Source organism: Sphingomonas aerolata (assembly GCF_003046295.1).
In the GTDB taxonomy this organism is placed as follows: Bacteria; Pseudomonadota; Alphaproteobacteria; order Sphingomonadales; family Sphingomonadaceae; genus Sphingomonas; species Sphingomonas aerolata.
In genome coordinates this window covers 1,419,003-1,436,639 of the sequence record NZ_PZZN01000001.1, presented here as the reverse complement: position 1 = coordinate 1,436,639, position 17,637 = coordinate 1,419,003, and the positions used below count along the sequence as shown (strand labels likewise).

Here is a 17,637-nt window from a genome sequence, read left to right as displayed (position 1 = left end):
CCCCCGATGTCCGACTTCTTCGCCGATATCCCCCAGATCAAATATGAGGGCCCCGACAGCAGCAACGAGCTGGCCTATCGCTATTACGACAAGTCCAAGGTCGTGCTCGGCAAGACGATGGAGGAGCATCTGCGCTTCGCCGCGTGCTTCTGGCACACCTTCTGCTGGCCGGGGTCGGACGTGTTCGGCGGGGGCACGTTCAACCGCCCCTGGCATGCCGGCGCCAACGATTCGGCCGCCGCGGCGCACAAGCGCGAGGTCGCGTTCGATTTCTTCAAGAAGCTCGACGTGCCCTATTACTGCTTCCACGACGTCGACGTCATGGCGGATGCCGCCAACGTGACCGAGCATCGCCGCTTCTTCGCCGAAGCCGTCGACCATCTCGAACAGCTCCAGGCCGCGTCGGGCCGCAAGCTGCTCTGGGGCACCGCCAATGCGTTCAGCCATCCGCGCTATGCCGCGGGCGCGTCGACCAACCCCGATCCCGAAGTCTATGCCTTTGCCGCGCTGCAGGTCCGCGACGCGCTCGAGGCGACGCATCGTCTCGGCGGCCAGAACTACGTGCTGTGGGGCGGTCGCGAAGGCTATGAGACGCTGCTCAACACCGACATGAAGCGCGAACTCGACAATTTCGGCCGCTTCCTGAGCCTCGTCGTCGAGCACAAGCACAAGATCGGCTTCACCGGCACGATCCTGATCGAACCCAAGCCGCACGAGCCGACCAAGCATCAGTACGACTTCGACACCGCGACGGTGTACGGGTTCCTCAAGCGCTACGGGCTCGAGAACGAGGTGCGCGTCAACATCGAGGCGAACCACGCCACGCTGTCGGGGCATACCTTCGAACACGAGATCGCGACCGCCAACGCGCTCGGCATCTTCGGGTCGATCGACGCTAATCGCGGCGATCCTCAGAATGGCTGGGATACCGACCAGTTCCCCAATTCGGTCGAGGAACTGACGCTGGCGATGGTCGAGATCCTGCGCGGCGGCGGCTTCACCACCGGCGGCTTCAACTTCGACGCCAAGGTCCGGCGCCAGAGCATGGACGCGGCCGACCTGTTCTACGGCCATGTCGGCGGCATCGACGTCGTCGCGAAGGGCCTACTCGCCGCTGCCGCGATCATCGAGGATGGTCGGGTCGATGCGATCAAGGCCAAGCGCTATGCCGGCTGGGACGGTGACTTCGGCAGCACGATCGGCGGGCTCGATCTGGCCGGTATCGCCGATCTTGCGGTCGAGCGCGACATTGATCCGAAGCCCGTTTCGGGCCAGCAGGAACGCCTCGAAAACCTGATCAACCGCTTCCTCTGATCGACCCGCGACGCCGGGGCCACGTCCTGACGGACGGGCCCCGGCCTTGCCGCCGCTCGCCGCCCAGCCGCTGCAATCAAGCCGCTGGGAACAGGCAATAAACCCGTCAATCCGGGTCCGATTGCCACATGAACGATTTGTCACGATCGCAGCGGGGCCCTTTGCCCCTGCTGCTGTGTTGTCGCGCCTGACACCAGTTGTCCGCAAGTCATGTCAGGGGCCGGATCGATGCGTAATACAATCATTAGGGCAACAACACTTCCCGATCACACCGCCTAGTCTGAAAAGACCATGACGAGGACCAGGGTGATGGCCGGCTATGCTGGTCGTTATGGCGATTATAGCTGCTGTGTCGCGCCGGATCGGTGCCGCATTGGAAGCAGCGACGGACTCTGCGCGTGACCGCCGGGATTGGTCTGACCTGGGCAATCTGCGGTGCGGCAACGGCCGGGGTGATCGCGCGCCCGTTCCGCCTGCCCGAAGCGGTCTGGGCGGTCGCCGGCGCGGTCGCGCTGCTCGCGCTGGGTCTGTTGCCGATCGCTGCCGGGCTGACCGCGGTCGGCAAGGGCATGGACGTCTATCTCTTCCTGATCGGCATGATGCTGCTCAGCGAGACCGCGCGCCAGCAGGGCCTGTTCGACTGGATCGCCGCGACCGCCGCGCGCGGCGCGCGGGGGTCGCCCGTCCGCCTGTTCGCGCTCGTCTATGTCACCGGGATCGTCACCACGACCTTCCTGTCGAACGACGCCACCGCGGTGGTGCTCACGCCCGCCGTCTATGCCGCTGCGCGCAAGGCGAAGGCGGATCCGCTGCCGCTGCTGTTCGCCTGCGCGCTGATCGCCAACGCGGCAAGCTTCGTGCTGCCCATCTCCAATCCGGCGAACCTCGTGCTCTATGGCGGCACGATGCCCCCGCTCGGCCAGTGGTTCGCGTCGTTCGCGCTGCCATCGGTCGCGGCGATCGTCGTGACCTATGGCGCGCTCCGCTGGACCGAGCGTGCACGACTCGTCGGGCAATGCGAGACGGAGATTGCGCGCACGCCGCTGACCATCGGCGGCAAGGCGGCGCTGGCGGGGATCGTCGTCACCGCGGTCGTGTTGTTGCTGGCCTCGGCGTTCGACGTGCAACTCGGGTTGCCGACCTGCATCGCCGGGGTCGCGACGACGATCGCCATCTGCCTGCTGGTCCGCATGTCACCCCTCATGGTCGTCCGCGACGTGTCGTGGAGCGTGCTGCCGCTCGTCGCCGGGCTGTTCGTGCTGGTCGAGGCGCTCGATCATAGCGGCGTCATCGGCCATGTCGCGGCGTGGTTGCGCGCAGAGGCCGCCGATCCTGCACGCGCGGCGATGACCGCGGGGACGATGCTCGCCTTCGGGTCGAACCTGGTCAACAATCTTCCCGCCGGGCTGATCGCGAGCACCGCGGTCGCGCAGGCGCAGCCGCCGCGCGTCGTCGTCGACGCGTTGCTCATCGGCGTCGATCTCGGTCCCAATCTGTCGATCACCGGGTCGCTCGCGACGATCCTGTGGCTCCAGGCGATCCGCCGCGAAGGCCTCGATGTCGGGTTCCTGCGCTTCCTGAAGGTCGGCGCGGTGACGATGATTCCCGCGCTCGCCGCCGCGCTCGGCACGCGCCTGCTGATCGGCTGACCCTCGAAGTTCCTCTCTGCCGCCCCCTCTTTTCCAGGACCAAGGACCGACCATGGCGACCCTCTCCGCTTCCCTACCCTCCCGCCACCCCCCCGGCGGCAAAGCTCCCCACCGTCATGCGCCGGCGGGACGCACGCTCGACGCGCTCAACTTCTTCCTTGCCGACGTGCGCGACGGGCTCGGGCCCTATCTCGCCATCTATCTGGTCGCGGTCCGCGGCCCCACGCATGGCTGGAACGAGGCGACGGTCGGGCTGGTCCTGACGATCGCCGGGATCGTCGGCCTGATCGCGCAGACGCCCGCCGGCAGCCTGATCGACAAGAGCCGCAACAAGCCGCGGATCGTCATGGTGGCAGCGTTGCTGGTGACGTTGGCCAGCATGTCGCTGCCGTTCGTCACGGGCTTCACCGTGGTGACCATCACCCAGTCGGTCGCCGCCGTCGCCGGCGCGATCTTCGCCCCCGCGATTTCAGCGATCACGCTCGGTCTGGTCGGGCCAAAGATGTTCGCCAAGCGGGTCGGCCGTAACGAGGCGTTCAACCATGCCGGCAATGCGGTGTCCGCCGGGCTCGCGGGCGTGCTCGCCTGGACGTTCGGGCCGGTCGTGGTCTTCTGGCTGATGGGCGCGCTGACCGTCGCCAGCATCGTCACCGCGACGCGGCTCCACAACGACGATATCGACAATGCCGTCGCGCGTGGCCTCGACTGCGAGCCTGATGCGGACTGCGACGAGCCGAGCGGCTGGAAGACGCTGATCGAGAACCGGCCGCTCATGACCTTTGCGGTGATCGCGTTCCTCTTCCATCTGGCGAACGCCGCGATGCTGACCTCGGTCAGCCAGCTGCTCGCGCGCACCGTCGGCAAGGATCAGGCGACGTCGCTGACCGCCGCGTGCATCGTCGCGGCACAGCTCGTGATGGTGCCCGTCGCGATCTTCGTCGGCCGTCATGCCGAACGGCTCGGCACCAAGCCGCTGTTCCTCGTCGCCTTCGGGTTCCTCGCCGCGCGCGGGGCGCTCTACACGCTGTCCGACGACCCCTATTGGCTGGTCGGCGTGCAGGCACTGGACGGCGTCGGCGCGGGTATTTTCGGTGCCCTGTTCCCCGTCGTGATCGCCGACCTGACCGAAGGCAGCGGCCGGTTCAACGTCAGCCAGGGTGCGGTCGCGACGACGCAGGGGCTCGGCGCAGCGCTGTCGGCGACGCTGGCGGGATCGATCATCGTCTGGGCAGGCTACAGCGCGAACTTCCTCACCCTCGCGGCGATCGCGGGGGCCGGGTTCCTGCTCTACATGATCGCGATGCCGGAGACGAAGAAGGGCGGCCAAGTGTAAGTCGGGAAATCGATCCGAACACCCACTGTCCTGTGGTCTCACTTTCGTGCAACAGCAGGACCCCACATCACCCTGTCCCCTGCCCCGGATCCCGAGCCGCATGACCAGCGACATTCTCATCATCGGTTCCGGCGCGGCCGGGCTGACCGCCGCGCTCACCCTCGCCGACCGTTTCACCGTCACCGTGCTCGCCAAGGGGGCGCTCAACGAAGGGTCGACCGCCTGGGCACAGGGCGGGATCGCCGCGGTACTCGAACCCGGCGACACGTTCGAGAATCATGTCGAGGATACGATGGTCGCCGGCGCCGGGCTGAACGATCGCGGGATCGTCGAGATGGTGGTCGAGGGCGCCCCCGCCGCGATCGAACGGCTCACCCATCTCGGCGTGCCGTTCGAGACCGAGGGGAACGCGCTGCACCTGACGCGCGAGGGCGGCCACAGTCATCGCCGGATCGTCCATGTCGCCGACGCGACCGGCTGGGCGGTGCAGGAGGCGCTGCAGAGAGCCGCCGAAGCGCACCCCAACATCACGCTGGTCCCCGATCAGGTCGCGATCGACCTTGCCACCGGGCGGCACGAGATCCGCTATTCGGGCGCGGGCCGGGTCTGGGGCGTCTATGCGGTCGACCGCGGCACCGGACGCGTCGCGCTCTACACGGCGCGCGCGACGATCCTCGCGACCGGGGGCGCGGGCCGCACCTACCTGTTCTCGACCGCGCCACGCGGCGCGACGGGCGACGGCATCGCGATGGCTTGGCGCGCGGGCGCGCGCGTGTCGAACATGGAGATGATGCAGTTCCACCCGACCTGCCTCTACAATCTGGAGGTCAAGAATTTCCTGATCACCGAGGCGGTACGCGGCGAAGGCGGACGGTTGATCAACCCGACCACCGGCAAGCGTTTCATGACCTATTATGATCCCGTCCGGATGGAGCTGGCGCCGCGCGATATCGTCGCGCGCGCGATCGACGCCGAGATCAAGCGCTACGGGCTCGATTACGTTCATCTCGACATCAGCCACATGCCCGCCGACTTCATCCGGCATCATTTTCCGAACATCCACGAAAAGCTGCTGACCGTCGGTATCGACATGACGACGCAGCCGATCCCCGTCGTCCCAGCCCAGCATTACACCTGTGGCGGGATCGTCGTCGACGAGCATGGCAAGACCGACCTTCCCGGGCTCTATGCGGCGGGCGAGTGCACCGAATCGGGGTTGCACGGCGCGAACCGGCTGGCGTCCAACTCGCTGCTCGAATGCTTCGTGTTCGGCGAGGCCGCGGCGGACAGCATCGCCGCCGATTGGGACAGCCTGCCCCCGCCGCCGCCGATCCGTCCCTGGGACGAAAGCCGCGTCACCGATTCGGACGAGGAGGTGGTGATCAAGCAGACCTGGACCGAGATCCGCCGCTTCATGTGGAATTATGTCGGCATCGTCCGCACCACCAAAAGGCTCGAACGCGCACAGCACCGGATCGCGATGCTGAACGAGGAGGTCGCCGAATATTACCAGCATTTCCGCGTCACGCCCGACCTGATCGAACTGCGCAACCTGCTTCAGACCGCCGAACTGATCGTCCGCTCGGCGCTGCACCGTCACGAAAGCCGTGGCCTGCACTACACGCTCGATTATCCGCAGATGCTGCCGGAGGCTGTCGATACGGTCCTGACGCCCTGACGTTCCGCGTCCCGGCGCATCGGACGTGCAGTTCGTCGCAGCCAGTCGCGCGGGGCGTATCGCGGCAGTCCGGACCGTATCAGGATCGTAGCGCTATCGCAGGATATCCGACACCCATGGCAATTGGCAGGTTCGCGCGTCTTTTCGTGACCGGCGGCATCGCGCTCGCGCTGACCGGCTGTGGCTCGACGTCACGCCCCGGTGCGACCGGCGCCGCGCCGCAGGGCGATGGGACCACCAGCGTATCGATCCCGGTCCCATTACCCACCGCACGCGCCACCCGTGCCGCGCCCGCTCCGCTCGTCACCGCGATCGACGCCTTGCACCATGATTTCGCGGGCAAGGCGGGGATCGCGATCCGCGCGGTGGACGAGGGCTGGACGGTCGAGGCCGGCGGACGCCAGCGCCTGCCGCAGCAATCGGTCAGCAAGCTCTGGGTCGCGATCACGCTGCTCGACCTGCGCGACCAGGGCAAGGCGAAGCTCGAGGATCCGGTCGTCGTCCGCGCGGAGGATCTGACGCTGTTCCATCAGCCGATCGCGATGCTCGTGACCGGCGACGGCTATCACACCACCGTCGGGGAATTGCTCAGACGTGCGCTGACGCATAGCGACAATACCGCGAACGACCGGCTGCTGAGCTATGTCGGCGGCCCGCGCGCGGTGCGCGGCATGATCCTGCGCAAACAGCTCGGCGAGATCCGCTTCGGTCCGGGCGAGCGGCTGTTGCAAAGCGGGACGGCGGGGCTCGTCTGGCAACCCGCCTATGCGCTCGGCAACGCGTTTGCGGTCGCCCGCGCACGGCTCGATCCGCAGATCCGCGCCGCCGCACTCGACGCCTATGTCGCCAATCCGCCCGATGGCGCCGCGCCGATCGCGATCGCGGACGCGCTGGCCCGGCTCGCGCGGGGCGAATTGCTCAGCGCCAGCTCGACGCAGGTCCTGCTCGACACGATGGGCGCGTCGGTCACCGGCCGCGCCCGGCTGCGCGCCGCGCTGCCCGCGGGGTGGCGGATCGCGCACAAGACCGGCACCGGCCAGGATCTCGGTCCCCGCAACGCCGGCTTCAACGATGTCGGGCTCCTGACGGCGCCCGACGGCAAGCGCTATGCGATCGCGGTGATGATCGGCGACACGCTGCGGCCGATCCGCGAACGCCAGATGCTGATCCAGGCGGTCGCCGCGGCGGTCGCCGCGCATGCCGGTGGCGCCCGCCCGTCGGTCTGAGATTTTCCTCACACCTGATACCCAACAACCACGCTTCGCCCATTGGTCCGCGCGCGCGCATCCGCTAGACCGCGCGCGATGCCCCATCTCTATCTCGTCGACGGCTCCGGCTATATCTTCCGCGCCTATCACCGGCTGCCGCCGCTTACCAACAAGCATGGCGAGCCGGTCGGCGCGGTGTACGGCTATACCACGATGCTGTGGAAGCTCGCGGACGAGGTCCATGCCGCGGATGGCCCCACCCACATGGCGGTCATCCTCGACAAGTCGTCGAAGACGTTCCGCAACGATCTCTACGACAAGTACAAGGCACAGCGTCCACCCCCGCCCGAGGATCTCGTCCCCCAGTTCCCGATGATCCGCGACGCAACGCGCGCCTTCTCGCTGCCGTGCATCGAGACCGAGGGGCTCGAGGCGGACGACATCATCGCCTGTTATTCGAAGGCTGCGCTGGCGCAGGGCTGGTCGGTCACGATCGTCTCGTCGGACAAGGACCTGATGCAGCTGATCGAGCCCGGGCTCGACATGTACGACACGATGAACAACCGCCGGCTGGGTGCGGAGCATGTCGCGGAGAAATTCCACGGCGTCACGCCATCGCAGCTCGGCGACGTGCTCGCGCTGATGGGCGACAGCGTCGACAATGTGCCGGGCGTTCCCGGCGTCGGCCCGAAGACCGCTGCTAAGCTGATCCTCGAACATGGCGATCTCGAATCGGTGCTCGCCGCCGCCGAGGGCATGAAGAAGGGCAAGCTGCGCGACAATCTGATCGAGCATGCCGAGATGGCGCGGCTGTCGAAGGTGCTGGTCACGCTCCGATGCGACGTCGCGCTGCCCGAGCCGCTCGAGGATCTCGAGCTCAAGGGTATCCCCGACGCCCCCTTGCGCGCGTTCCTTGATCATCACGGCTTCAAGTCGCTGATCGCCAAATTGTCCGCCGTCGCCGAAGCACCGGTCGCCGAGTCGACCGTCGTCGCGGACATGGACGCGGACGAGCCATGCAAGCATGACGATTACGAGACCGTCGTCGACGAGGCGGCGCTCGACCGCTGGATCACGCTGGCCAAGCATCAGGGCTGGATCGCGATCGACACCGAGACGACCGGGATCGACGCGACGCGCGCCGATCTGGTCGGGATCAGCCTCGCGCTGCATCCGAACCTCGCCTGCTACGTGCCCATCGCGCATGGCGGCACCGATCTGCTCGCGGAAAACCCGGTCCAGATCGACCGCGCGATCGTGCTGGCGAAGATGAAGCCGCTGCTGGAGGATCCGAGCATCCTCAAGATCGGCCATAATCTGAAATACGACATGATCGTGCTGGCCCGCGCCTATGCCGCCACCGGGGGCGTGACGATCGCGCCGTTCGACGACACGATCCTGATGAGCTTCGACCTCGACGCCGGGCTTCACGGCCACGGCATGGACGAGCTTGCCGCGACGCACCTTTCGCACACCTGCATCGCGTTCAAGGACGTGGTCGGCACCGGCAAGTCGCAGCGCAGCTTCAACGAAATCGACCTCAAGGCCGCGACCCACTATGCCGCCGAGGACGCCGACGTGACGCTCCGCCTGTGGCGCCGGTTCAAGCGCCGCCTGCCCGCCGAGGGTTCGACGCGCGTCTACGAGATGGTCGACCGCCCGCTCGTCCCCGTCATCGCGCAGATGGAGATGCACGGGATCAAGGTCGACGCGGCGAAACTGTCGAAGCTGTCGACCGAGTTCGCCGCACAGATGGCGAGCCTCGAGACCGAGATTCACACGCTCGCCGGCGCGCCGTTCACGATCGGCAGCCCCAAGCAGCTCGGCGACGTGCTGTTCGAGAAGATGGGCATCAAGGGCGGCCGCAAGGGCAAGTCCGGGGTCTATTCGACCGACGTCACCGAACTCGAGCGGATCGCCGCGGACAAGGATTCACCCGGCGCGGTGATTGCGCGCAAGGTCCTCGACTGGCGCCAGCTCTCGAAGCTTAAATCCACCTATACCGATGCGTTGCAGGCGCAGATCAACCCGGCGACGGGCCGCGTCCACACGTCCTACTCGCTGACCGGCGCGCAGACCGGGCGGCTGTCGTCGACCGATCCCAACCTGCAGAACATCCCGATCCGCACCGAGATCGGCCGCCAGATCCGTGACGCGTTCGTGGCGGAGCCCGGCAACGTGATCCTCGCCGCCGATTACTCGCAGATCGAGCTGCGGCTGGCCGCGCACATGGCCAACGTCCCCGCGCTGAAGCAGGCGTTCGCGAACGGCGACGACATCCACAGCCTGACCGCGCAGGAGCTGTTCGGCGAGGTCAACCGCGACACGCGCGGTCGCGCCAAGACGATCAACTTCGCGATCCTCTACGGCATTTCGCGCTGGGGGCTCGCCGGCCGGCTCGACGTGTCCGCGGACGAGGCGCAGGCGATGATCGACCGCTATTTCGATCGCTTCCCCGGCATCTCGAGCTACATCGTCGACACCACCGAAAGCGTCCGCGCGACCGGGTTCACGACGACGCTGTTCGGCCGCAAGACGCATTTCCCGCGGATCCGCTCGAAGATCCAGCACGAACGCCAGGGCGCCGAGCGCGCAGCGATCAACGCGCCGATTCAGGGGACGAGCGCGGACATCATCAAGCGCGCGATGGTCCGCATGGGCCCGGCACTGCTCGAGGCCGGGTTGCCGAATGTGCGCATGCTGCTTCAGGTCCACGACGAACTCGTGTTCGAACTGCCCGAAGGCGATGTCGAGGCGGCCAAGCCCGTGATCGAACGCGTCATGGCGACCGCGGCCGAGCCGGCGGTGACGCTCGACGTGCCGCTGGGGATCGAGATCGGCACCGGCCTGAGCTGGGGCGCAGCGCATTGATCGCGCAGGGCGGCAGCCGGCCGCGCCCGGCTGACTCGCACAAGCGCGGCCGGCGGAGCGCTTGCTCCGGCCAACGACGCGGCTTTGCCGCGGCGCGGCGCACCAGCGGCGGTCGCCCGTGACCGAATCGACCAAGGATATCGACACGCTCGCCAAGGGCGGTCGGACCAACATTGCGGGCTTCGTCCTGCGCCTCGCCGCGCGCATCCCGTTCCTGTTCATCGCGGGCCGCATCTACGGCCCGGACCTGGTCGGCCGCTTCGCGATCGCGGTCGTGGTGGTCGAACTCGCCGCGCTGCTGGCGACGCTCGGTCTCAAGCGCGGTCTCGCGCAGGCGCTGAGCAGCACCGAGCGGCCGCACGCCTATGTCGTGTGGGATGCGATGGCGGTGGCGTTCGTCGCGTCGCTGATCGCGAGCGCGGTGCTCTTCACCTTCCCCGAGATCATGTATCCCAATACGGCGATCACCGGGCTCGACCGGTTCCTGCCGCTGATCATCGTCGCGGTCGCCTGGTCCGACGTCAGCCTGGCGGCGCTCGCCTATCGGCTGAACGTCAAGGCCGCGGTCACCGCGCGCGCGGTGGTCGAGCCGTGGACGATCTCGATCGCCGCCTGGGCCTTCTCCTATTTCACGATCCGCGACGGGCTCGTGCTGAGCTATGTCGCGTCGATGACCGCGGCGCTGATCGCCAGCCTCGTGCCGTTCGTGCGAAGCTACGGGCTGCCGCGCGGCTGGTCGCCGCATCTGCGCCCGCTCTACGCGCTCGCGCGCGCCAATGTGCCGCTGGCGGGCGCGGACATCCTCGAATGGGGCAGCCGCAACGTCGACCGCTTCATCCTCGGCGTGATGTTCGAGCCCAAGGTCGTCGGCATCTATTATATGGCGCAACAGGTCGCGAGCCTGCCGCAGAAGCTCAAGACGAGCTTCGACCCGATCCTCGGCCCCGTCATCACGCAGAGTCTTGCGATCAACGACCGCGCGGCGATCGCCAACCAGGTCCGCCAGGTCGCGTTCTGGATCATGGCGGCACAGGGCGGGCTCGCGCTGATGGGCTCGATCCCCGGCGAGGCCGTGATGGGCGTGGTCGGGCCGCAATTCGTCGCTGGCACCGCCGCGCTCGCCTTCCTGCTGACCGCCGAATTCCTCGCCTCGAGCGGCGCGGTCAGCGAATCCGCGCTCGTCTATATCGCGCGGCACCGCAATCTGATGATCTCGGCGGTGATGCTCGCCTTCCAGATCGGCCTCAGCTTCACGCTGATCTTCGCGATCCGCCGCCTTGGCTATCCGGTCAATTATCAGGCTGCGGGGCCCGCGATCGCGCTCATGATCTCGGTCGCGCTGACGTCGGTGATCAAATCGCGGCTGCTCGGAAGCCTGCTCGGCGCGAGCGTCTCGCCGTGGCGCTGGCCGCTGGTTTGGGCGGCGCTTGCCGCGATCGTCGTGGGCGCGGGCTTTACCGCGCTGCCCAAGCGGCTCGAATGGGTCGAACTCGCGGTCGGCGAGCCGGCGATCGCCGCGACCTATCTCTTCATCCTGTGGAAATGGGCGTTCGGGCCAGCCGACCGCGCCCTGTTCGCCAAGACCCCCAAGCCCAGCGAAGCGACGCTGCCGCGGAGCGGGTCGCCGGTCCGCTGATCCGGCCCCCCAAAGCCGGGGGGCCGCCAGCGATCAATGCCGGAAGTGGCGCATCCCGGTGAACACCATCGCCAGCCCTGCCTCGTCCGCCGCCGCAATCACGTCGGCGTCGCGGATCGACCCGCCCGGCTGGATCACCGCGGTCGCGCCTGCCTCGACCGCCGCGAGCAGCCCGTCGGCAAACGGGAAGAACGCGTCGGAGGCAACCGCCGAGCCGATCGTCCGCGGCGTCGCCCAGCCCGCCTTGTCCGCCGCATCCTTGGCCTTCCACGCGGCGATGCGCGCGGATTCGAGGCGATTCATCTGCCCCGCACCGATGCCCGCGGTGCTGCCGTCCTTGGCATAGACGATCGCGTTCGACTTGGTGTGCTTGGCGACGGTCCACGCGAAGCGGCAGTCGGCGAGTTCCTGCGGCGTGGGCTGGCGCTTGGTCACGACCTGCAATTCGCCGGGCGTGCCGTTGTCGCGACCCTGGACGAGCCAGCCGCCCGCGATCGACTTGGCGGTGAGCCCCGTGCGGGCCGCATCGGGCAGGTCGCCGGTCAGAAGCAGACGCAGGTTCTTCTTCGCGGCGAACAGCGCGATCGCCTCCTCGTCCGCATCGGGTGCGACGACGACTTCGGTGAAGATGCCGGTGATCGCGCGCGCGGTCTCGACATCGAGGCGGCGGTTGACCGCGATGATCCCGCCGAATGCCGACACCGTGTCGCAGGCGAACGCCGCGGCATAGGCCTCCTCGAGCGTCGCGGCGGTCGCGACGCCGCACGGATTGGCATGCTTGACGATGACGACCGAGGGGGCGGCGTCACGGAACTCGGCGACGAGCTCGAGCGCAGCGTCCGCGTCGTTGAGATTGTTGTAGCTCAGCGCCTTGCCCTGCACCTGACGCGCCTGACCGATGCCGCGGACGCCGTCGGTCGCGGTGTAGAAGGCCGCCGACTGGTGCGGGTTCTCGCCGTAGCGGAGCGCATCGCCGCGCTTGAGCGTGATCGGCAACGTGGCCGGAAACTGCTCGCCCTGATCGACCGTGCCGAACCAGGTCGCGATCGCCGAGTCATAGGCGGCCGTGGTCGCGAACGCCTTGGCGGCGAGGCGCTTGCGGTCATCGAGCGTCGTGCTGCCGCCCGCGACCAGCGCATAGTCCGAGGGATCGGTGACGATCGCGACATAGGCGTGGTTCTTGGCCGCCGAGCGCACCATGCTGGGGCCGCCAATGTCGATATTCTCGATCACGGTGTCGCGGTCCGCGCCCTTCGCGACGGTCGCCTCGAACGGGTAGAGATTGACGATCACGAGGTCGATCGCGCCGATCTGGTGCTCCTCCATCGACGCGGCATGCCCCGCATCGTCACGCACCGCGAGGAGGCCACCGTGCACCATCGGGTGCAGCGTCTTCACGCGGCCATCCATCATCTCGGGAAAGCCGGTCAGCTCCGACACGTCGCGCACCGTGAGGCCTGCCGCCCGCAGCGCGGTGGCGGTACCGCCGGTCGACACCAGTTCCACACCGTGGCTCGCAAGCGCGGTGCCGAGATCGACGATCCCGGTCTTGTCGGAGACGGACAGGAGTGCGCGCTTTATCGGGATGCTGGTCATGACAGGTCTTTCGTGATCCGGGTTTCGCCGTGCGGCGGGCCTTAGCGTCGGTTGACGTTGGGGAACAGGGGGCGTGCGGGAACGCGGCGATCTTCGAAGGTGGCGTCTCGACCAGTCATCGCGAAAGGAAGCACCTCCCCGGCGAAGGCCGGGGTCCAGTTGGAAAGGCCGTCGTAACGACGCGCTGTCCCCTGTCAGCACCGTCTCGCAACTGGACCCCGGCCTTCGCCGGGGAGGTGGCAGTGTCTGGAAATGAAAAGACCATTGGGTCGTGATCTGGCCGGAGAAAGTGTCAGGCCTTTTTCAGTGCCCAGCTAACGCTCGCGCCGCCGGCCGCGGCCTCGCCGGTGATCATCAGTTGCTGCGTCGCGACCGGGCGGCCGTCCGCGTCGATCCAGACGCTGTCCTCGACCACCAGCGCGCCGCCGCGGCAGCGGAACTGCCAGATCGCGCCGCCCGGCAGGCGGAGGATTGCGCCCAGACCGTCCGCGGTCGGCGACACCTGTACCCCCGCGCCCAGATGGAAGCGGATCGCGAACAGCGAAAGGCCCAGGCGCCGCTTGCTGCCCTTGGGCAACAGCGCGTCTTCGCCCCGCAATTCACGGCCGTCGCCGGTCAGCATCAGCTGCCGGCGGTGCACAAAGCCCCAGCGCCGGACATAGCCGTCATGGCTCGCTTCGATCCGGCTCGCTGCCTCCGATTCTTGCCGGCTCAGCTCGACTTCGGCAACGCCGCGGCCGAGCGTTCCGTCGGCGTGGATCGCGGTCGAGTTGCTGTCGGCGATCGTCAGCGTCGAATGCGCGGCGGTCGACCGCAGACCTTCGACCATTGCCGGCGGCAGTTGCGCGATCCCTGCCCGTGCGCCGCCGCAATTGACGACAAGCCGCGCCGGGCCATCGGAGAATTCGAACGCGAGCGTCGAAGCGCACCCGCCTTCGACCAGGCGTGCGACGGGTGGCGGCGCGGCGTCGACGATCAGCACCGAGGAGGCCGCCGCCAGCCGCTGATAGCCCCAGTCGCGCGCCTGTCGGAGCGGCCGGGTCCGGACGCCGCTCGCCTCGATCACCGCGGCGACCTGCGTCTCGCTTGCGGGGCCCCCGCCCTGCCAGCTCGACAGCCCAAGATCGCCATGCGTCACGCCGAGCAGCGCCGCGACCATCCTGGTGAGCGTCGTCGCGACGGGTTCGGGCAAGGCCAGATTGCGCGCCAGGTAACTGTCCTGAAGCAGCGTCAGAAGCTGGATCGAGTCGAGCAGCATCGCCGGGCTGCGCGAGACCGAACCGCCATCGTCGAACAACCCCGTGCCGAGCGCGCGCAGCAGCCCGGCCTCACCGAACGCGCGGCGTGGGTCACCGCCCGGGATCAGCAGCCCGGCGGCGACGACGCCGCACCATGCCGCGATCCGCGGTGCGCCCGCGGGCACCTTGTCCGCGCTTCGATCAAGGTGCAGCGCGCCCCGCGCGAGCGCGTTCAGCACCTTCGAGCGGTAAACGAGGTCAGACGACGACAGGATCAGCGGCGCATGCGCGGTCCAGAATAGGATCCGCCTGCCCCAGAGGTCCGGCCGCCACGCGATCCCGCCCGGCGTGTCGGCATAGGCGGTCAGCCACAGCCCCATCAGATATTCGGCGATCGGTGCCCCGCGCGCGCGGGTTGCGACAGTCGACAGGTCGCGCAGCCAGGCAAAGCTGTGGAAATAGTCGGCAAAGGGACCGGGCAGCGGCTTTGCCAGATCGAGCGTCTCGATATCGCGCGCCTCGCCGCGGAACGACAGCAGGCCCTCGAGCAGCATCGTGCCCCGCGGGATGTCACCGAGCACCGGATCCTCGGGGACTGCGATCAGCTTGAGCGGATAGCGCCCCTTGAGCCGCAAGGCATGGAGCGGCGTACGCCAGGTCAGGCGGTGAAAGCGCTCCGCCAGCCGGTCGGCGAGCGACAGCCCGTTGTCGCCGCCGAGCCGGATCAGGCGACGACCTTCGTCGATTCCGTCGAGTGCGGGATCAGTCACGGAATCGGGCTGGTCGGTCAACCGCCCCTCAATGCCGCGATGTTGGCGGCATACTGTGCCGGCCCCCCGCGAAACACCGACGTCCCCGCGACCAGCGCGTCCGCACCCGCATCGATACAGCGCTTCGCCCATTCGGCGTCGACACCGCCATCGACCTCGAGATCGATCATGCGACCGCTCTTCTCGATCATCGTCCGGATCGCGGTGATCTTCTTGAGCTGGCTGGGGATGAAGCTCTGCCCGCCAAACCCGGGATTGACGCTCATCACGAGCACGAGGTCGACCATGTCGAGCAGGTAATCGAGCATCTTCGCCGGCGTGCCGGGACAGATCACAACGCCCGCGCGCTTGCCGAGCGACTTGATGTGCTGGAGCGAGCGGTGGATGTGCGGGCTGGCCTCGTAATGCACGGTGATGCAGTCCGCGCCGGCCTCCGCGAACGCATCGAGATACGCATCGACGGGGGCGATCATCAGATGGACGTCGAACGGCTTGGCGGTGACGCCGCGCACCGACTTCATGACCGCGGGGCCGAACGAGATGTTGGGCACGAAATGCCCGTCCATGACGTCGATATGGATCCAGTCGGCGCCGGCCGCATCGATGGCGCGGACCTCCTCACCCAGTTTGGCGAAGTCGGCGGACAGGATCGAGGGGGCGATGCGGACGGGTTGCATGCATTTGTCCTAGCGGGGGATTCACGTGGTGCGAAGGCCTTCAATCCTCCCCCAAAGCGGGGGAGGAATGATCAGGCGCGCTTCAGACGGGTGATGAAGAAGCCGTCGCAACCGCCTTGTTCGGCGAGCATGCCCGGCAGCGTGCGGACGGTACCGGTGTCGGTCGGCGTGATTCCGGCGGGGAGCTCGGCCTGGTCGACCGGCACGATCGAATAGTCGCTGCGCGCGGCGAGGAACGCGTCGAGCTGCGCCTCGCCCTCCGACGGTTCGAGCGAGCAGGTCGCGTAGACGAGCGTACCGCCGGGCTTCACCCAGTCGGCCGCGCGCGCGAAGATCCGCGCCTGCAACGCCGCGGTCTCGGCGATGATCGAGGGGCGGACGCGGTGGAGCACGTCGGGGTGGCGACGGAAGATGCCGGTCGCGCTGCACGGCGCGTCGATCAGGATCGCGTCGGCGGGCTCGGCGGGCGCCCATTCGAGAAGGTCGGCGTTCACCACCTCGGCCTTCAGATGCGTGCGATAGAGATTCTCGCGCAGACGTTTGATCCGGCTCTGCGAATTGTCGACCGAGGTGACGGTCCAGCCCGCGGACGCGAGCTGCAGCGTCTTGCCGCCGGGCGCCGCGCACAGATCGAGGACATGGCCCTGCCCCTTGCCCAGCAAGCGCGCGGGAAGCGAGGCGGCGATGTCCTGCACCCACCAGGCGCCGTCGCCAAAGCCCTCCATGTCGGGGACCGAGGCGTGATCGCCGAGCCGCAGATGCCCGGGCATGAAGCTCTCGCCGCCAAGCTTTTCGCGCCAGCCTTCGGTTTCGGCGGGGTCTGCGATCGTCAGGTCGAGCGGCGGCGGCGCCGCGATCGCACGGCCGGCATCGTCGACCATCTCCTCGCCCCATGCGGCTTCCCAGCGCAGCTCGACCGGAGCGGGCAGCGTGGGCACCTCGGGTAGCAGCATGTTGGCGCGGAACAGCGTCCCGAACACGCCGTGGACGAGCTTGCGCGGACCGCCATCGACCAGCGGCAGCACGGTCGAGATCGCGGCGTGCGACGGCGTGCCCAGGATCAGCACCTGGACGAGTGCGATCCGCAGCGCCATCCGCGCCTTCGCATCGTCGGGCAGATTGGTCTTCGTGACCGAATCGATCATCGCGTCGAGATCGGGGAGCCGGCGCAGCGTCTCGGCGGCGATCGCATGCGCAAGCCCGCGATCGGGTCCGTGGATCGCGCGGGTCGCGGCGGGCAGCGCGGATTCGAGCGACTCGCCGCGGCGGAGAACCGCATCGAGCAGGCGCAGCGCGGCGCGGCGGGTGGGGACGCCAAGCGGCTCGGGGGCGTGGGTGTAGTCGGGCATAAGAAGGTCCTTCGCGTTCAGGTGCCGCGCGCTGCATTGGCAAGTCGCACGGCGCGCCCCATGTGGCGGTTACGACGCCAACACGCAATCCGGAGAGCCATGATGGGCCAGCGCCCCGACCATGTGAAGCCACCCGCCTATCTGTCGAAGGATACACCGGTGCCACAGCCCGAGCCGATCGTGCCGGACAAGGACCCCGAACCGCGCGACCCGACGCGCTATGGCGACTGGGAACTGAAGGGCATGGCGATCGACTTCTGATCGCTTCGTCGTTTCGAGGCCTGATCCAGCGCTGCTCCACATCCGTCATCCCCGCGC

Annotated in this window: 12 protein-coding genes; 8 read left to right on the top strand and 4 right to left on the bottom strand. The window is 67.9% G+C overall.

Going from position 1 to position 17,637, the window contains the following annotated elements:
• Positions 1-6: 6 nt before the first annotated feature.
• From xylA to C8J24_RS06685, 7 genes are all read left to right on the top strand, one after another.
• Positions 7-1,314: a xylose isomerase gene (xylA, locus tag C8J24_RS06715; RefSeq protein WP_056406591.1), complete on the top strand. Its 1,308-nt coding sequence runs from the start codon at positions 7-9 to the stop codon at positions 1,312-1,314.
• Between the two features lie 398 nt (positions 1,315-1,712).
• A complete protein-coding gene (locus C8J24_RS06710; RefSeq protein WP_107931134.1) occupies positions 1,713-2,963 on the top strand; it encodes an arsenic transporter in 1,251 nt (416 codons plus the stop codon).
• 52 nt (positions 2,964-3,015) lie between these two features.
• On the top strand, positions 3,016-4,296 hold the full coding sequence (locus C8J24_RS06705; protein ID WP_107931132.1) for an MFS transporter: 1,281 nt from the start codon (positions 3,016-3,018) through the stop codon (positions 4,294-4,296).
• Between the two features lie 100 nt (positions 4,297-4,396).
• Positions 4,397-5,974: an L-aspartate oxidase gene (gene nadB / locus C8J24_RS06700; protein ID WP_107931130.1), complete on the top strand. Its 1,578-nt coding sequence runs from the start codon at positions 4,397-4,399 to the stop codon at positions 5,972-5,974.
• Between the two features lie 116 nt (positions 5,975-6,090).
• Positions 6,091-7,200, top strand: a complete 1,110-nt coding sequence (locus C8J24_RS06695) for a serine hydrolase (RefSeq protein WP_208620916.1) — start codon at positions 6,091-6,093, stop codon at positions 7,198-7,200.
• Positions 7,201-7,278: 78 nt separating this feature from the next.
• Complete coding sequence (gene polA, locus C8J24_RS06690; protein WP_107931128.1) at positions 7,279-10,053, top strand: DNA polymerase I; 2,775 nt, start codon at positions 7,279-7,281, stop codon at positions 10,051-10,053.
• A gap of 118 nt (positions 10,054-10,171) precedes the next feature.
• Positions 10,172-11,689 (top strand): lipopolysaccharide biosynthesis protein, encoded by a 1,518-nt coding sequence (locus C8J24_RS06685; protein WP_107931126.1) that lies wholly within the window; start codon positions 10,172-10,174, stop codon positions 11,687-11,689.
• Between the two features lie 33 nt (positions 11,690-11,722).
• On the opposite strand, the gene purH is transcribed toward C8J24_RS06685, so the two are convergent.
• From purH to C8J24_RS06665, 4 genes are all read right to left on the bottom strand, one after another.
• Positions 11,723-13,285, bottom strand: coding sequence for a bifunctional phosphoribosylaminoimidazolecarboxamide formyltransferase/IMP cyclohydrolase (purH, locus tag C8J24_RS06680; RefSeq protein ID WP_107931124.1), 1,563 nt, complete (start codon positions 13,283-13,285; stop codon positions 11,723-11,725).
• A gap of 292 nt (positions 13,286-13,577) precedes the next feature.
• Positions 13,578-15,293, bottom strand: coding sequence for a heparinase II/III family protein (locus C8J24_RS06675; RefSeq protein WP_244180464.1), 1,716 nt, complete (start codon positions 15,291-15,293; stop codon positions 13,578-13,580).
• 17 nt (positions 15,294-15,310) lie between these two features.
• Entirely contained in the window at positions 15,311-15,970 is a 660-nt protein-coding gene (rpe, locus tag C8J24_RS06670) for a ribulose-phosphate 3-epimerase (protein WP_037531494.1), read from the bottom strand.
• A gap of 71 nt (positions 15,971-16,041) precedes the next feature.
• Positions 16,042-17,319: an RsmB/NOP family class I SAM-dependent RNA methyltransferase gene (locus tag C8J24_RS06665; RefSeq protein ID WP_031440875.1), complete on the bottom strand. Its 1,278-nt coding sequence runs from the start codon at positions 17,317-17,319 to the stop codon at positions 16,042-16,044.
• A 102-nt stretch (positions 17,320-17,421) separates the two neighbouring features.
• Between C8J24_RS06665 and C8J24_RS06660 the strand changes: the two genes are divergently transcribed.
• A complete protein-coding gene (locus C8J24_RS06660; RefSeq protein ID WP_081874308.1) occupies positions 17,422-17,580 on the top strand; it encodes a DUF1674 domain-containing protein in 159 nt (52 codons plus the stop codon).
• Positions 17,581-17,637: the final 57 nt, after the last annotated feature.

Coding starts and splice junctions, on each gene's coding strand:
- xylA (WP_056406591.1), top strand. CDS start 7: ATGTCCGACTTCTTCGCCGATATCCCCCAGATCAAATATGAGGGCCCC.
- C8J24_RS06705 (WP_107931132.1), top strand. CDS start 3,016: ATGGCGACCCTCTCCGCTTCCCTACCCTCCCGCCACCCCCCCGGCGGC.
- nadB (WP_107931130.1), top strand. CDS start 4,397: ATGACCAGCGACATTCTCATCATCGGTTCCGGCGCGGCCGGGCTGACC.
- C8J24_RS06695 (WP_208620916.1), top strand. CDS start 6,091: ATGGCAATTGGCAGGTTCGCGCGTCTTTTCGTGACCGGCGGCATCGCG.
- polA (WP_107931128.1), top strand. CDS start 7,279: ATGCCCCATCTCTATCTCGTCGACGGCTCCGGCTATATCTTCCGCGCC.
- purH (WP_107931124.1), bottom strand. CDS start 13,285: ATGACCAGCATCCCGATAAAGCGCGCACTCCTGTCCGTCTCCGACAAG.
- rpe (WP_037531494.1), bottom strand. CDS start 15,970: ATGCAACCCGTCCGCATCGCCCCCTCGATCCTGTCCGCCGACTTCGCC.
- C8J24_RS06665 (WP_031440875.1), bottom strand. CDS start 17,319: ATGCCCGACTACACCCACGCCCCCGAGCCGCTTGGCGTCCCCACCCGC.
- C8J24_RS06660 (WP_081874308.1), top strand. CDS start 17,422: ATGGGCCAGCGCCCCGACCATGTGAAGCCACCCGCCTATCTGTCGAAG.